The sequence below is a fragment of the Nocardioides sp. YIM 152588 genome (assembly GCF_040191335.1).
Classification (GTDB): Bacteria; Actinomycetota; Actinomycetes; order Propionibacteriales; family Nocardioidaceae; genus Nocardioides.
Genome location: NZ_JBEGDJ010000002.1, coordinates 42,674 through 58,201 on the forward strand (window position 1 = coordinate 42,674; position 15,528 = coordinate 58,201).

The 15,528-nt window shown below is 73.3% G+C and carries 13 protein-coding genes; 6 read left to right on the plus strand and 7 right to left on the minus strand.

What is annotated here, in order from left to right:
* The first annotated feature begins 84 nt into the window (after positions 1-84).
* The 6 genes from ABLM29_RS02005 to ABLM29_RS02030 all read left to right on the plus strand — a co-directional run bounded on the left by ABLM29_RS02005 (position 85) and on the right by ABLM29_RS02030 (position 7,900).
* Positions 85-1,233 (plus strand): acyl-CoA dehydrogenase family protein, encoded by a 1,149-nt coding sequence (locus tag ABLM29_RS02005; RefSeq protein ID WP_349711926.1) that lies wholly within the window; start codon positions 85-87, stop codon positions 1,231-1,233.
* A gap of 47 nt (positions 1,234-1,280) precedes the next feature.
* Complete coding sequence (locus tag ABLM29_RS02010) at positions 1,281-1,772, plus strand: SRPBCC family protein (protein ID WP_349711928.1); 492 nt, start codon at positions 1,281-1,283, stop codon at positions 1,770-1,772.
* 71 nt (positions 1,773-1,843) lie between these two features.
* Positions 1,844-3,391, plus strand: coding sequence for an acyl-CoA carboxylase subunit beta (locus ABLM29_RS02015; protein WP_349712165.1), 1,548 nt, complete (start codon positions 1,844-1,846; stop codon positions 3,389-3,391).
* 7 nt (positions 3,392-3,398) lie between these two features.
* Positions 3,399-5,414 (plus strand): acetyl/propionyl/methylcrotonyl-CoA carboxylase subunit alpha, encoded by a 2,016-nt coding sequence (locus tag ABLM29_RS02020; RefSeq protein WP_349711930.1) that lies wholly within the window; start codon positions 3,399-3,401, stop codon positions 5,412-5,414.
* On the plus strand, positions 5,411-6,577 hold the full coding sequence (locus ABLM29_RS02025) for an acyl-CoA dehydrogenase family protein (protein WP_349711932.1): 1,167 nt from the start codon (positions 5,411-5,413) through the stop codon (positions 6,575-6,577). Before ABLM29_RS02020 ends, ABLM29_RS02025 begins: the two co-directional genes overlap by 4 nt.
* A 162-nt stretch (positions 6,578-6,739) precedes the next feature.
* A complete protein-coding gene (locus tag ABLM29_RS02030) occupies positions 6,740-7,900 on the plus strand; it encodes a YihY/virulence factor BrkB family protein (protein WP_349711934.1) in 1,161 nt (386 codons plus the stop codon).
* A 15-nt stretch (positions 7,901-7,915) separates the two neighbouring features.
* Here the strand turns inward: ABLM29_RS02030 and ABLM29_RS02035 are convergent, their stop codons facing one another.
* The 7 genes from ABLM29_RS02035 to ABLM29_RS02065 all read right to left on the minus strand — a co-directional run bounded on the left by ABLM29_RS02035 (position 7,916) and on the right by ABLM29_RS02065 (position 15,470).
* Positions 7,916-8,671: a tyrosine-protein phosphatase gene (locus tag ABLM29_RS02035; RefSeq protein WP_349711936.1), complete on the minus strand. Its 756-nt coding sequence runs from the start codon at positions 8,669-8,671 to the stop codon at positions 7,916-7,918.
* 24 nt (positions 8,672-8,695) lie between these two features.
* Positions 8,696-9,532, minus strand: a complete 837-nt coding sequence (locus tag ABLM29_RS02040) for a DUF1295 domain-containing protein (RefSeq protein WP_349711938.1) — start codon at positions 9,530-9,532, stop codon at positions 8,696-8,698.
* Complete coding sequence (locus tag ABLM29_RS02045) at positions 9,529-10,920, minus strand: class I SAM-dependent methyltransferase (RefSeq protein WP_349711940.1); 1,392 nt, start codon at positions 10,918-10,920, stop codon at positions 9,529-9,531. Before ABLM29_RS02045 ends, ABLM29_RS02040 begins: the two co-directional genes overlap by 4 nt.
* Positions 10,917-13,217, minus strand: a complete 2,301-nt coding sequence (locus tag ABLM29_RS02050; RefSeq protein ID WP_349711942.1) for an FAD-dependent oxidoreductase — start codon at positions 13,215-13,217, stop codon at positions 10,917-10,919. The genes ABLM29_RS02045 and ABLM29_RS02050 overlap by 4 nt, the downstream gene beginning before the upstream one ends.
* Positions 13,217-14,017, minus strand: a complete 801-nt coding sequence (locus tag ABLM29_RS02055; RefSeq protein WP_349711944.1) for an anti-sigma factor — start codon at positions 14,015-14,017, stop codon at positions 13,217-13,219. Before ABLM29_RS02055 ends, ABLM29_RS02050 begins: the two co-directional genes overlap by 1 nt.
* Positions 14,014-14,613 (minus strand): ECF RNA polymerase sigma factor SigK, encoded by a 600-nt coding sequence (sigK, locus tag ABLM29_RS02060; RefSeq protein WP_349711945.1) that lies wholly within the window; start codon positions 14,611-14,613, stop codon positions 14,014-14,016. Before sigK ends, ABLM29_RS02055 begins: the two co-directional genes overlap by 4 nt.
* Before the next feature lie 182 nt (positions 14,614-14,795).
* Positions 14,796-15,470: a fasciclin domain-containing protein gene (locus ABLM29_RS02065; RefSeq protein ID WP_349711947.1), complete on the minus strand. Its 675-nt coding sequence runs from the start codon at positions 15,468-15,470 to the stop codon at positions 14,796-14,798.
* Positions 15,471-15,528: the final 58 nt, after the last annotated feature.

Genomic DNA, 15,528 nt, shown 5'->3' on the forward strand with positions numbered 1-15,528 from the left:
CCAGGCATCGGGATACCGGGGCGTCAGGCACACGACCCCGCCCAGCGCCGGCGCGGGCCGTGCGTCGACGCCGGGAGGCGCCCGATGAGCTGGGAGAGCACCTGGAGTGAGGAGCGGCGCGCGCTGCGCGAGGCCGCCGCCGAGTTCGCCCGCCGCGAGATCATCCCGAGCCTCGCGGACTGGGAGGACGCCGGCGAGCTGCCGCGCAGCCTCACCCACGCCGCGGCCAAGGCGGGCATGCTGAGCGTCGGCTACCCGGAGGCGGTCGGCGGCGAGGGCGGCGACCTGCTCGACGTGTGCGCCCTGCAGGAGGGGCTGATGTCCGTCGGCGCGTCCGGCGGCCTGATGGCCTCGCTCTACACCCACGGCATCGCGGTGCCGCACATGATCGCCCACGGGTCGCCTCACCTGATCGACACGTTCGTGCGGCCCACCCTGGCCGGCGAGCGGATCGGCAGCCTCGGGATCACCGAGCCCGGTGGCGGCTCCGACGTCGCCGGCCTCACCACCCGCGCGGTCCGCGACGGCGACCACTGGGTGATCAACGGCGCCAAGACGTTCATCACCTCCGCGGTCCGCGGCGACTACGTGGTCACCGCCTGCCGCACCGGCGAGGCCGGCCACGGTGGCATCTCGCTGATCGTCGTCGAGCAGGGCACGCCCGGGTTCACCGTCAGCCGCGCCCTGCGCAAGATGGGCTGGCACGCCTCCGACACCGCCGAGCTCGCGTACGACGACGTGCGGGTCCCCGCCGCGAACCTGGTCGGGGAGGAGAACAAGGGCTTCTACTACATCGCCGAGCAGTTCGTGGTGGAGCGGATCTACCTCGCGCTGCAGGGCTACGGCCACGCGATGCGCTGCCTGGAGCTCGCCGCCGCCTACGCGCACGAGCGGGAGACCTTCGGCAAGCCGCTGGTGAAGAACCAGGTGGTCCGCGCGCAGCTCGTCGAGATGCACCGCCAGGTCGAGGTGGCGCGCACCTACACCCTCGAGGTGGCCCGCCGGCACATCGCGGGAGAGCAGGTGATCGCCGAGGCGTGCCTGGCCAAGCAGACCTCGGTCGACACCGCCGTCGCGGTCAGCGACATGGCGGTCCAGCTCTTCGGTGGCGCCGGCTACCTGCACGGCACCGAGGTCGAGCGGCACTACCGCGACGCCCGCATCCTTCCGATCGGCGGCGGCGCGACCGAGGTGCTGACCGACCTCGCCGCCCGGCTCCTCGGCTACGCCTGACCGGCCCCAGAGACACACCCGCTCCCACCCACGAGGACTGATCGCAGATGCCCCTCATCCCACCGCTCACCCGCTCGGTGTCGGTGCACGTCGCCGCACCCGTCGACCGGGTCTGGGACCTGGTCAGCGACGTCACCCGGATCGGGGAGTTCTCCCCGGAGACCTTCGAGGCCACCTGGACGCACGGGTCGACCGGCCCCGAGGTCGGCGCCCGGTTCAAGGGCCACGTCAAGCGCAACGGCGTCGGGCCGACGTACTGGTCCCCGTGCACGGTGACCGTCTGCGAGCCCGGCGAGGCGTTCGAGTTCTCGGTCGGGCTCGACACCAACCCGATCAACAACTGGGGCTACCGCCTCGAGGCCGCCACCGAGGACGGGGTCGAGGGGACGCGGGTCACCGTCCGGCTCACGCCGGCTTGGTACAACCGCGCCTACTGGGCCCTCCTCGGGCGCCTCCGCGGCCGGACGAACGAGCGCGGGATGCGCACCACCCTGGAACGGATGAAGGCCGTTCTCGAAGCCGAAGGAGCACAGCAGTGACCGCCACCGAGGCCGAGGCGCCCGCCGACGGGACAGCCGGGCTGACCCCCGAGCAGGTACGCCGCCGCGCGATGCTCGCCAAGATCGACGAGCTCCACGCGGAGCAGGCCAAGGCCGTCGAGGCCGGCGGCAAGTACATCGAGCGGCACCGGCAGCGCGGGAAGCTGACCGCCCGCGAGCGGATCGACCTGCTCGTCGACGAGGGGTCGGCGTTCCTGGAGCTGATGCCGCTGGCCGGCTGGGGCAGCGACTTCGCCGTCGGCGCCTCGATGGTCACCGGGATCGGCGTGGTCGAGGGCGTGGAGTGCGTGATCGTCGCCAACGACCCCGCGGTCAAGGGCGGGGCGCTCAACCCGTGGTCGGTGAAGAAGTCGTTCCGGGCCGCCGAGATCGCCGCGATCAACGGTCTGCCGACGATCAACCTGACCGAGTCCGGCGGCGCCGACCTGCCGACCCAGAAGGAGATCTTCATCCCGGGCGGCCGCGGGTTCCGCGACCTCACCCGGGCCTCGGCGGCGAAGCGGCCGACCATCTCCGTGGTCTTCGGCAACTCGACCGCCGGCGGCGCCTACGTCCCCGGCATGAGCGACTACGTGATCATGGTCAAGGAGCAGGCGAAGGTGTTCCTGGCCGGCCCGCCCCTGGTCAAGATGGCCACCGGCGAGGAGACCGACGACGAGAGCCTCGGCGGCGCCGAGATGCACGCCCGGACCTCGGGCCTGGCCGACTTCCTCGCCGTCGACGAGCGCGACGCGATCCGGCTGGCCCGGCGTACGGTCGCCCGGCTCAACTGGCGCAAGGCCGTCCCGGAGCCGATCCGGTACGCCGAACCGGACCTCGACCCCGAGGACCTGCTCGACCTGATCCCGACCGACCTCAAGGAGCCGTTCGACCCGCGCGAGGCGATCCTGCGGATCGTCGACGGCACCGGGCCGGGCAACGAGGTCCCGTTCGACGAGTTCAAGCCGCTCTACGGCTCGGCGCTCTGCGTCGGCTGGGCGCGGCTGCACGGCCGCCCGATCGGCATCCTGGCCAACGCCCGCGGCGTGCTGATGAGCGAGGAGGCGCAGAAGGCGGCGCAGTTCGTCCAGCTGGCCAACCAGAAGGACACCCCGCTGCTGTTCCTGCACAACACCACCGGCTACATGGTCGGCAAGGAGTATGAGCAGAACGGGATCATCAAGCACGGCGCGATGATGATCAACGCGATCTCCAACTCGAAGGTCCCGCACCTGACGGTGATCATGGGCGCCTCCTACGGCGCCGGCAACTACGGCATGAACGGCCGCGCCTACGACCCGCGGTTCCTCTTCGCCTGGCCCAGCGCGAAGTCCGCGGTGATGGGGCCGGCGCAGCTGGCGGGCGTGCTTGAGATCGTCGCCCGGCAGTCGGCCGAGTCCCGCGGGCAGGCGTTCGACGCGGAGGGCTTCGCGCCCACGAAGGCCGCCGTCGAGCAGATGGTCGAGGAGCAGTCGCTGCCCTACGTCATCTCGGGGATGGTCTACGACGACGGCGTGATCGACCCCCGCGACACCCGGTCGGTGCTCGGCATCTGCCTCTCCGCCATCGACACCCAGCCGACCGAGGGCGCCATGAACTTCGGCGTCTTCAGGATGTGAGTGCCCCATGACTTCCACCATCACCCGCGTCCTGGTCGCCAACCGCGGCGAGATCGCGCGGCGCGTCTTCCGGACCTGCCGCCGGCTGGGCATCGAGACCGTCGCCGTGCACTCCGACGCCGACGCCGGGCTGCCGTTCGTGGCCGAGGCCGACGCCGCCGTACGGCTGCCGGGCAACACCCCCGCCGAGACCTACCTGCGCGGCGACCTGGTCATCGAGGCCGCCCGCCGGGCGGGCGCGGACGCGATCCACCCCGGCTACGGGTTCCTGTCGGAGAACGCCGGCTTCGCCCGCGCCGTCGCGGAGGCGGGGCTGACCTGGATCGGCCCCGACCCCGACTCCATCGAGCGGATGGGCTCCAAGATCGAGTCCAAGAAGCTGATGGAGGCCGCCGGGGTGCCGGTCCTCGGCAACCTCAGCGTGGACACCGCCACCGAGGACGACCTGCCGCTGCTGGTCAAGGCCAGCGCGGGCGGCGGCGGCCGCGGCATGCGCGTCGTGCGCACCCTGGCCGACCTGGCCGGCGAGGTCGAGAAGGCCTCCGCCGAGGCGGCGTCGGCCTTCGGCGACGGCACCGTCTTCGTCGAGCCGTACGTCGAGCGCGGCCGCCACGTCGAGGTGCAGGTCGTGGGCGACGGCGCCGGCGGCGTGCTGGTGCTCGGCGAGCGCGACTGCTCGCTCCAGCGCCGCCACCAGAAGGTCGTCGAGGAGTCCCCGGCGCCCGGCCTCTCCGCGGAGGTGGCGGGCGCGCTGCACGAGGCCGCCCGCAAGGCCGGCGAGGCGATCTCCTACCGCGGCGCCGGCACCGTGGAGTTCCTCTACGACGCCAAGACCGAGCGCTTCTACTTCCTGGAGATGAACACCCGCCTCCAGGTCGAGCACCCGGTCACCGAGCTGGTCCACGGCGTCGACCTCGTCGAGCTGCAGCTCGATGTCGCGGAGGGGGGCGCGGAGGTTTCGAGGCTCGCTTCGCTCGCACCTCAACCACCGCAGGGGCATGCGATCGAGGTCCGCCTCTACGCCGAGGACCCCGCCGCCGACTACGCGCCGCAGACCGGCCTCCTGCACGAGCTGGCGATCGACCACGACGACGCCTTCGCCCTGCGGGGGCACGGCATCCGCCTCGACACCGGCTTCGAGTCGGGCGACGAGGTCGGCACCTTCTACGACGCGATGCTGGCCAAGGTGATCGCCTACGCCCCGACGCGGGCCCAGGCGGCCCGGGCGCTGGCCCGCACCCTGGAGACCGCGCGGATCCACGGCCCGGTCACCAACCGCGACCAGCTGGTCGCCTCGCTGCGGCACCCGGCGTTCCTCGACGTGACCGGGGTGGCCACCTCGTTCTACGACGAGCACCCGGAGACGCTGGCCGGGGCGGACGCCGACCCGCTGCTCCCGTTCGCCGGTGCGGTGGCGCTGGCCGAGCACCGGCGGACCGGCGCGAAGGTGCAGTCCCGGATCCCCGCGGGGTTCCGCAACGTCGTCGCGGCGCCGCAGGTGACGCGGTTCGAGCTCGGCGGCGATGAGGTCGAGGTCGCCTGGCTCGGTGGCCGGGAGGGCTACCGCCCGGCCGAGGTGTCGACAGGCGCGAGCACCGAAGGCGTCCGGGTGCTGGCCGCGGGCCCGACCGAGGTCGTCCTCGACGACGCGGGCGTGGTCCGCCGCTACCGGACCCGCGTAGTCGCCGGCCCCGGCGACCCCGGCGCCGTGGCCGTGCTGGTCGACGGCCCGCGCGGCGGCGCCACGCTGCGCGTCGTACCGCGTTTCGTCGACCCGTCGACCCAGGTCGCCGAGGGATCGCTGCTGGCGCCGATGCCGGGCAGCGTGATCGCGGTGCACGCCGCGGTCGGCGACGAGGTCGCCGAGGGTCAGCCGATCCTCGTCATGGAGGCCATGAAGATGCAGCACACCATCGCCGCGCCGTACGCCGGCACGGTCACCGAGCTCTCCGCGACCGCGGGGCAGCAGGTCGAGGCGGGCACCGTGCTCGCCGTCGTCGATGCAGGAGGGGACAACGCATGAGCACGACCATGTTCACCGAGCCCGACGAGCGGGTCGCGCTCCGCGAGGCCGTCGCCAAGCTGGCCGCCAAGTACGGCCGCGAGTACGTCGAGAAGCAGGCCCGCGAGGGCGGCAAGATGACCGAGATGTGGCTCGAGATGGGCCGCAACGGGTTCCTCGGCGTCAACATCGCCGAGCAGCACGGCGGTGGCGGCGGCGGGATGAGCGACCTTGCCGCAGTGCTCGAGGAGTGCGCCGCCGCGGGCGCGCCGCTGCTGATGATGGTGGTCTCGCCGGCGATCTGCGGCTCGATCATCGGCCGCTGCGGCACCGAGGAGCAGAAGAAGCGCTGGCTGCCCGGCATCGCCGACGGCACCCACCTGATGGCGTTCGGCATCACCGAGGCCGACGCGGGCTCCAACTCCCACCAGATCACCACCACCGCCACCCGCGACGGCGACACCTGGGTGCTGAAGGGTCAGAAGACCTTCATCTCCGGCGTCGACGAGGCACAGTCGGTGTTGGTCGTGGCCCGCACCGCGGACGCGAGGACCGGGAAGCTGAAGCCGGCGCTGTTCGTGGTGCCGACCGACGCCGAGGGCTTCACCCGCCAGCCGATCCCGATGTCCTGGCAGGCGCCGGAGAAGCAGTTCACCCTCTTCTTCGACGACGTCCGGGTGCCGGCCGACGCGCTGGTCGGCGACGAGGACGCCGGCCTCTGGCAGCTCTTCGCGGGCCTCAACCCCGAGCGGATCATGGGCGGGGCGTTCTCCTGCGGGATGGCCCGGTACGCGCTGGACAAGGCGGTCGCCTACGCCAAGGAGCGCACCGTCTGGAAGGACCCGATCGGCTCCCACCAGGGCATCGCGCACCCGTTGGCGAAGACCAAGATCGAGCTGGAGCAGGCCCGCCTGCTGTGGCAGAAGGCGGCGGCCCTCTACGACGCCGGCGACGACATGGCCGCGGGCGAGTACGCCAACATGGCCAAGTACGCCGGCGGCGAGGTCGCCTGCAACGCCACCGACGTCGCGGTGCACACCCACGGCGGCAACGGCCTGACGCAGGAGTACGGGCTGGGCAACATGCTCGTCGCCGCCCGGCTGGGCCGGATCGCGCCCGTGAGCCGGGAGATGATCCTCAACTTCGTCGCCATGCACTCCCTGGGTCTCCCCAAGTCGTACTGAGCATCCGCCCCGTGGCTCAACGTCACAACCCGATCGGCCCCGTTCTTGCCGGATTCAGGGCCAATCGGGTTGTGACGCGAGGCCAGCCACGTCGGCAGCGTCACGCCGTCCCATGTCGACATATGCGCGGGCTCGGGCGCACCGGACGCTAGTTTGGGGCGTGTGGGTGTCGTCGGGGCGATGGACCGGGGCCAGCGCCGCAGGTCGGTGTTCGGGTTCCCGCTGGCCGTCGTCTACAAGTTCTTCGACGACCAGGGCAACTACCTCGCCGCCGTCCTGACGTTCTACGCGTTCATCGCGATCTTCCCGCTGCTGCTGCTGGCCACCTCGATCCTCGGCTTCGTGCTCGAGGGGCGCCCCGGCCTGCAGGAGCAGGTGCTGGACTCCGCGCTGGCCCAGTTCCCGATCATCGGCGACCAGCTCGGCCGGCCGGAGGGGATCGAGGGCTCGACGGCCGGCATCATCATCGGCTCGCTGACCGCCCTCTACGGTGCGCTCGGCCTGGGCCTGGCGCTGCAGAACGCGCAGTCGGCCGCCTGGGCGGTGCCGCGCAACAGCCGACCGCACCCGGTGATGACCCGGGTGCGCAGCGTGCTGCTCCTGGGCGTGGCCGGGTCGGCCATCTTCGGCCTCCAGGTCGGCTCGGCGATCCTCACCGAGACCGAGCTGATCGGCAGCCTCTCCCAGCACGGCTGGTTCCACTGGGTGATCCGCCTGGTCACCCTGGGGCTGCTCGGCATGCTGCTCACGGTGCTGCTGCGGATGGCCGCCGCCCGCGCGATCAAGAAGGGCGTCGTCCACGTCGCGCCCGGCGCCTACACGATCGCCGTGATGTGGACGTTCCTGCAGTACATCGGGACCGTCTACGTCACCCGGGTGATCGGCGGCGCCCAGGGCAACAACATGAACGAGACCTTCAGCGTCGTCCTCGGCCTGATGGCGCTGCTCTACGTCGGCGCGATCATGGGGGTGCTCGGCATCGAGGTGAACGTGGTGCTGGCCCGGCGGCTGTGGCCGCGCGCCCTGCTCACCCCGTTCACCGACGCCGTCGACCTGACCGACGCCGACCGGCGCGCCTACGCGATGTACGCCCAGATGCAGCGGCACAAGGGGTTCGAGACCGTGGAGGTCCGGTTCGACGGCCGCGACGGCGACACGCACTCGATCATGCTGGACCCCCGCACCGAGGAGATCGTCAAGCAGCACGTGCCCGGCCACCCGCCGCGCGCGGAGGCGGCCGAGGAGCCGACCCAGCCGGTCGACCTCGGCGAGATGGCCGAGCGGCGCCGGCGGGCCGGGCGCCAGGACGACACCGCGTCCTGACCGGCCGGGGGTGCCTCAGCCTTCGCGCAGCAGCGAGCGCAGCCGGGTGAGGATCGCGTCGTCCAGCCCGAGCCCGTCGCGGAGGTACGTCGCGCGGTCGCCGAACTCGGTCACCACCGCCGCGGCGGCCGCCCGCAGGTAGTCGATGTCCGCGATCAGGGTCGGCTCGAGGACGGAGACCTTCTCCGGGCCGGCGTGCTCGGCGATCAGCGCCTCGGTGCGCGCCCGGCTGCCGGCGGTGAGCCCGTTGGTCAGCAGGTAGTCGCTCTCGATGGTCGGGTCGTCCACGCCGGCGATGTGCAGCAGCAGCGCCGCGGTCCAGCCGGTGCGGTCCTTGCCCGCCGTGCAGTGGAAGAGCTGCCTGCCGCCCGTCGCGAGCTGGCGGAGGACGTCGCCGAGCAGGCCCCGGGTGCGCTCCTCGGTGACGAAGCCGCGGTAGACCCGACCCATGATGTGCGCGGCCTCCTCGCGGCTGGTCGCGCCGCCGACCTCGGCCATCGGGATCCCGAGGAGGTCGAAGTGCAGGCCGGCGGCGCCGGGCACCACGGGGTCGGGGCTCTGCGCGATCTCCACCTCCGAGCGGAGGTCGATGATCGCGGTCAGCCCGAGCGCGGCCATCGCGTCGGCGTCCTCGCCGGAGAGCCTCAGCTCGTTGGAGCGGAAGAAGACCCCCTGCCGCACCCGACCGCCGTCGACCGTCGCGTAGCCGGTCCCGGCCACGTCGCGGAAGTTGTCGACGGTCGCCAGGCGCAGGAACTCCTCGTTCGTCACACCTGGCAGGTTAGGGGGTCCGGCTCACCGCGGGACCCGCTGTCCCGCCCGTCGGGGCGGCAGCGGGATGAACTTGGAGGTGCGCGCGGCGTACTCGGGGTAGCCGGGGCGCTGCATCATCGTCTGCTCCAGCAGCCCGGCGCCGGTCGCCTTGACCAGGAAGAAGGTCATGGCGATCGGCCCCAGCACGGTCACCAGCCCGATCACCCAGCCGGACGCGACGCCCCCGGCCAGCCAGATCCCCCACCACAGGCAGGAGTCGCCGAAGTAGTTCGGGTGCCGGGTGTAGCGCCACAGGCCGGTCTCCATGACCAGCGGTCGCTCGCCGCGCGGCGTCGCCTTGTACGCCGCCAGCTGGGCGTCGCCGACCGCCTCGAAGAGCAGCCCGACGGCCCACAGCACCACGCCGACCGCGAAGACCCAGGTGAGCTCCAGCGGGGCGAACGCCGCGGCCGCGGCGGGCCACGCGACCAGCGCCATCGCCGCGCCCTGGACGCCGAACACCTTGCGGATCGCGACCCCGAGCCCGACCTCGGCGAGCGTGCCGCCCATGTGCTTCTCGTAGCGGGGGTCCTCGCCGGTGTGGTTGCGCACGTGCAGGTGGCGGGCCAGCCGCAGCCCCCAGATCGCGACCATCGCGGCCAGCAGCCAGGTCCGCCACGGCTCGCCGTCGCCGGCGCCGGTCAGCGAGACCAGGGCGGCCGTGACCGCGATCGCGGCGAAGCCCAGGCCCCAGGCGGTGTCCACGACGACCACCCGGCCCTGCGCGCGGCCGACCAGCGCCGTGGCGGTCATCGTCAGCGTCGCCACCGCGACCGAGACGGCCGCGCCGAGCAGCAGCGCCGTCAGGGCGTCGCTCATCGCTCCCCGTGCTTGGCGAAGGTGAGCTGGTGGTTGCCGATGTACTCGGCGGCGAAGCCCGCGCGGCAGTACTGCAGGTAGAAGTGCCACATCCGGCGGAACGTCCGGTCGAACCCGAGCGCGGCGACCTCGTCGCGCGCCGCCGCGAACGACGCGTCCCAGCGCTGCAGCGTCGGCGCGTAGTGCAGGCCCATCGGCAGGTCGTCGACCAGCCGCAGCCCGGTCCGCTCCCGCGTGATCTCCTCGATCGCACGGACCGAGGGGAGCGCGCCGCCGGGGAAGATGTACTTGGTGATGAAGGTGTGGGTGTCGCGGGTGGCCAGCATCCGCTCGTGCGGCAGGGTGATCCCCTGGATCGCCACCCGGCCGCCCGGCGCCAGCGTGTGGTCGAGGGTCTCGAAGTACGTCGGCCAGTACGCCGCGCCCACGGCCTCGATCATCTCCACGCTGACCACGGCGTCGTACGCGCCCGCGGCGGCGGGGTCCTCCAGCAGCGCCCGGTAGTCGCACAGGTCGACGCTGACCCGGTCGGCCAGGCCGGCGGCAGCGATCCGCTCCAGCGCCAGGGCGCGCTGCTCGACCGACAGCGTGATCGACCGGACCTCCGCGCCGCGGGCGGCGGCGCGCAGCGCCAGCTCGCCCCAGCCGGTGCCGATCTCCAGCACGCGGGTGCCCTCGCCGACGCCGGCGGCGTCGAGGAGGCGGTCGATCTTGCGGTGCTGGGCGGCCACGAACGCGTCGCCGCCCACGGGCCCGCCGCCGGCCAGCAGCGTGGCCAGCTCGTCCTCGGTGAAGAGCGCCGAGGAGTAGGTGAGCGTCGGGTCCAGGAAGAGCGCGAACAGCTCGTTGGACAGGTCGTAGTGGGCCGCGATGTTCTCCCGGGTGTGGCGCCGGCTGCCGCGGTGGGTGTCGGGCAGCCGCGGCGAGACCACGGCGCGCATCCGCTGCAGCGGCCGGGGGACCAGCGTGCTCATCCGGGCGGCGAGCACCTCGAGGAAGTCGCCGAGCGCGTCCGGACCCTGGTCGCCCTCGTCCCAGGCGCCGGTGAGGTAGGCCTCGCCGAAGCCGATGAGGTGGTCCCGGGCGATCCGGGCGTAGAGCTCCTCGGGGCGGTGCACGTGGATCGCCGGGCCGCCGCGGCCCAGCACCTCGGCCGGCGTCCGGGCGCCGGCGGCGACGTGCACCGTGACGTCGAGGCGGTTGATCGCGGAGCGGAAGAGCCGGCGCGCGATCCGGGCCCCGGGGCCGTACGACGGCGCGGGGCACAGGTCGATCCAGCGGCTCGGGTCGACGGCGGTGTCGGGCTCGGTGTCGGGCTCGGGTCGGGTCGTGTGCCCCAGACCCTCCTGGGGCGGGGTCTCGGGCACACGGGACGGGGACAGGGTCATCGGGAACCTCCGGGCGTGCTCGTCGGGTCGTGCGGACTCGGCGGTCTGGCGGCGGCCGCGGCAGCGGCTGCGGGGGCCGACGGGATCGCCGGGTGGTCGGCGGGCCGGGGCCGCACCGGGAGCCGGCGCAGCCACAGCCAGACGCCGTGCACACGGATCAGCGCGGCGCCGCGCAGCCCGGCCAGCGCGACGCGGGGCGCCGCGGCCGGCCGGCCGTCGAGTCCGGCGTCGAACCGGTGGCCGTCCTCGGGGCGGAGGCTGACGGCGTACCGGAGCCGGTCGCCGGTCGGCGGCGGCACGTGCACGACGTACCGGCCGTCGGTCCCGTGGAACGGGGAGACGTACATGGCCTTGTCGACCTCGGCGCGGCCCTTGTCGTCGGGGTGCAGCAGGTAGGCCTGGCGGTCGCCATAGGTGTTGTGCACCTCGACGACGGTCGCGGCCGGGGCGCTCCTCGCATCGGCCTCCGGCGCCCACACCCAGTGCACCGAGATCGGGTTGAAGCAGTGGCCCAGCGCCCGCGGCTGGGCGGCCATCAGCGCCCGCCCGCCACGCAGGTCGATCCCCTGGCTGGCCAGGAACCGGTCCAGGCCCTCGCGGATCGTCTCCGGGCCGCCGGGGGTGTTGCCCGCGAAGTGGTCGCGACCCTCGAACGTGCCGCGGCGCCAGCCGGCGCGCGTGTGGGTGGCGGCGGTGTCGTCCAGGTCGACCACCGTCATCCGCGAGCGGATCCGGAAGCGGTGCGCGATGGGGCCGCGGCGGGTGTGGGTGAGGTCGGTGGCGTAGGTGGTGCGCCCGGCGTCGGAATCACCGGTCGACCGGTGATTCCCGCGCTTGACAGCCGTTGCAACGCCTGACAAGTGAAAGAACCGCCTGTCCGGTGTGACGCCAGTGGCCCGAGGGACCGACGGCGAGTCCCAGCGCAGCCCCAGCCGCTCCACCGCGGCCAGCCCCGACCGCGCGCCGTCCTCGTGGAACCCCCAGCCGTGGTAGGCGCCGGCGAAGACGACCCGGTCGGTGTCGATCTCGGGCAGCCGGGCGCGGGCGGCCACCGAGGCCGGCGTGTAGCGCGGGTGCTCGTACTCGCGGCGCGCGATCACCGTGGCCGGGTCGACCAGGTGCTCGCCGCCGAGCGTGACCAGGTAGTGCCGCGGCGTGGGGAGCCGCTGCAGCCGGGTCAGGTCGTAGGTGACCAGCACGTCCTCGCGGTCCTCCGCGGGCCGCCGGAAGTTCCACGAGCCCCAGGCCTGCGGGGCCTCGGGGAGCAGCGAGGTGTCGGTGTGCAGCAGGGCGGTGTTGGCGGCGTACGGGAGCGCGCCGAGCACCTCGGCCTGCAGGTCGCTGGGCGCTGCCAGCATCCCGAGCGTGGCCGAGGGGTGGGCGGCGACCACGACCGCGTCGTACTGCTCCGTGCCGTCCTCGGTGGTCACCACGACCCCGTCACGCTCCTCGGCGATCGCGGTGACCGGGGAGCCGACGCGGATCTTGCCGCCGGCCTCGTTGATCGCCGCGGCCACCCGGCCGACGTAGGCGTGCGAGCCGCCGGTGACGGTGCGCCAGGTCGGCGAGCCGAAGACGCTGAGCATGCCGTGGTGGTCGAGGAAGGTGAACAGGTACGCCGCGGGGTAGTCCAGCGCCGACTCCGGGTCGCACGACCAGACCGCCGCCACCAGCGGGGCCATGAAGTGGCGGCGGAAGTACGGGCTGAAGCCGCCGGCGTCGAGGAAGTCGCGGAGCGTGGTGAGGTCGCGGGCAGGGTCGTGTGCCTGACGCCCCGCCATAGCGGGGCCTGGGGCACACGACCCCTCCCGAGAACCGGCACCGGCGCCGCTCTGCGCCTCCAGCAACCGCTGGGCGGCCCGGTGGAAACGCGGCACCTCGGTCAGCATCCGCCAGAACCTCGGCGAGGCCAGGTTGCGGCCGCCGGGGAAGAGACCCCGCGGACCCAGCGCCCCGGCCCACTCCACGCCGGTGGCCTCGTCGCTGACCGACAGCGACATCTCCGAGGGCTGGGTCTCCACGCCCAGCTCCTCGAAGAGCCGCAGCAGCACCGGGTAGGTGCGCCGGTTGTGCACGATGAAGCCGGTGTCGATGGACAGGTCGGTGCCGGTCGCGGGGTCCGGCACCAGGTGGGTGTCGGCGTGCCCGCCGAGCCGGTCGTCGGCCTCGTACAGGGTCACCTCCGCCGACCGGGAGGCGACGTACGCCGCCACCAGCCCGGCCACGCCGGAGCCGACCACCGCCACCCGCCGCGGCGGCTGCTGGCCCGGGGTGGCCGGGGTCCGGTGCTCGCTCATCAGGCCTCCAGCTCGAAGAGGGCGATCGGCTCGCTGGTCGGCTCCGGGGAGCCGCCGTCGGGCTCCACGGTGATCCCGACCCCCGTCGCCTCGGTGGCGTCGCCGTCGAGGAGAACGGTGGTGTTCGGCTCGTCCGGCATCAGCGCCGCCGGCTGCATGTCCCCGGCGGGGGTCTGCAGCCACACCTCGAAGACCTTGCCCTCCGGGGCCGCGGCCATGTCGGTGGTCACGATCACCGCCCGGCCCTCCTCGCGGGAGAGCACGATGGTGGCCGTCGAGCCGTCCGGGAACTCCTGGCGGACCCGGGTCGCGTCGGGGGCATCGAGCACCCGCTCGGTCAGCGTCGGCGCGACCACCGGCGGTGCGGAGTCCTGCCAGGGCTGCACCAGTGCCACCCCGCCGGCGAGCAGCAGGAGGACCACGGACGCGGCCACCAGAAGGAGCCGGGGGGACGGGCGCCGGAAGGGGAGCACGCGGGCGCCGCCGGAGGTGGTGCCGGTGCTGTCGCCGGTGCCGGCACCGGCGGCACGGCGGCGGGGGGCGGTCTGCGGCGGCAGCGGCCGGATCGACTCGATCCCGGCCAGGACCGCGGAACGTACGTCGGCGGGGGGCTCGACCTCGTCGGCGGCGAGCAGCGCCGCGGTGGCGGTCAGGCCGGCGACCTCCTCGCGGCACTCGGCGCACTGCTCGAGGTGCTCCTCGAACACCGCGCGCTCGACCTCGTCGAGGGCGTCGACCGCGTAGGCGCCGCTCAGGGCGTGCAGGTCTGTCGGGTTGCCGTAGCTGCTGGTCTCGGTCATCGCTCCACTCCGATCGCGTCGCGCAGTCGGATCAGGCCGTCTCGTATCCGGGTCTTGGCCGTGCCGACCGGCAGGTCGAGCATCGCGGCAACCTCGGTGTGGGTGTAGCCCCCGAAGTAGGCCAGCTGGATGGCCTCGCGCTGGACCTCGGTCAGGCCGGTCAGCGCGGCGCGCACCCGGCGTGCCTCCAGCGAGGCGTGCGCCGCCTCAGCGGTCTCGTCGTGCGGGGGGACGTGCTGGCGGTGCTGGTAGGTCTCCTCGCGGCGGGTCGACGCCTCCGCGCTGCGGACCCGGTCCACCGCCTTGCGGTGGCCGATGGTCATCAGCCAGGAGAGCGCGCTGCCGCGGGCGGGGTCGAACCGGGCGGCCGTCCGCCAGATCTCCAGGTAGGCCTCCTGGGTGACCTCCTCGGCCTGCGCCCGGTCGCGGACCACCCGCAGCACCAGGCCGTGCAGCCGGGCCGCCGTGGCGTCGTACAGCTCCGCGAAGGCGGCGCGGTCGCCGCGCGCGGAGCGCTTGAGCAGTACGGCGAGCTGGTCGGCCGGCGTGGCCGGACCCGGGTCGGGTCCGCCGTCGGCGGCGTGGCTCGGATCCATGTGCAGATCCTTCCGGCTGGGTGGTCAGGTGACGCTTCTACGGGGTGCTGCTGGTGGTGTTCCGGGGGTTGTTCGGAGCCGCCCGCGTTCCGGATGGGTGCGGATCGCGAAAATATACGAATCTCTTCGCGGATGCGGTCACCCGGTCCGGAACGGTGGGGCGGCTCCGTCGTGCGCAGCGGTCACTGGACCCCGGTGAGCACCTGGTCGATCACGTAGACGGTCGCGTTGGCGGTCGGGATGTTGCCGCACAGGACGGTCGCGGTGACCGTGCCGTCGGAGACGGTCATCCCGGACTCCGTGTCGCCCTCGACGGTGAGCATGTCCCCGGCCAGCGTCTCGTGCTCGCCGACGACCGCCTCCGCGTCGGCGTTCGCGCCGACCACGTGGTGGGCGAGGATCGCGTAGAGCGCGCTGTCCTGGCCCTTCTTCTGGCCTTCCTTGACCAGCGCGTTCAGGTCCTTGGCCGGGATCTCGGCGAACGCGTCGTTGTACGGCGCGAAGACCGTGAGCGCGTCGGCGCCGTTGAGCGTGTCGCCCAGGCCGTCGATCGCCCCGACCGCGGAGACCAGGGTGCTCAGCAGCGGGTTGCTGCTGGCCGCGGTCGCGACCGGGTCGTCGACCATGTCGTCGAGGGAGCCGGCGCCGTCGGTCGGGAGCGCCGAGCAGGCGTCGCCGAAGGTCTCGTCGGACATCGCCTCGGCGCTCGCCGAGGTCTCGGCCGGGGTGCTCTCGGAGCCGCTGGCGTCGCTGTCGCCGTCGTCGTCGCTGCCGCAGGCGGCGAGCGTGAGGGACAGGGCGAGGGCGGCGGTGGCGATGCCGGCGATCCGGCCGCCACGGCGGTGGTGGAGGTTCATGATCGTGCCTTCCCGTTCGGGTGGACTGTCACCGGGGATTCGTCGCGGGGGCCGGTGC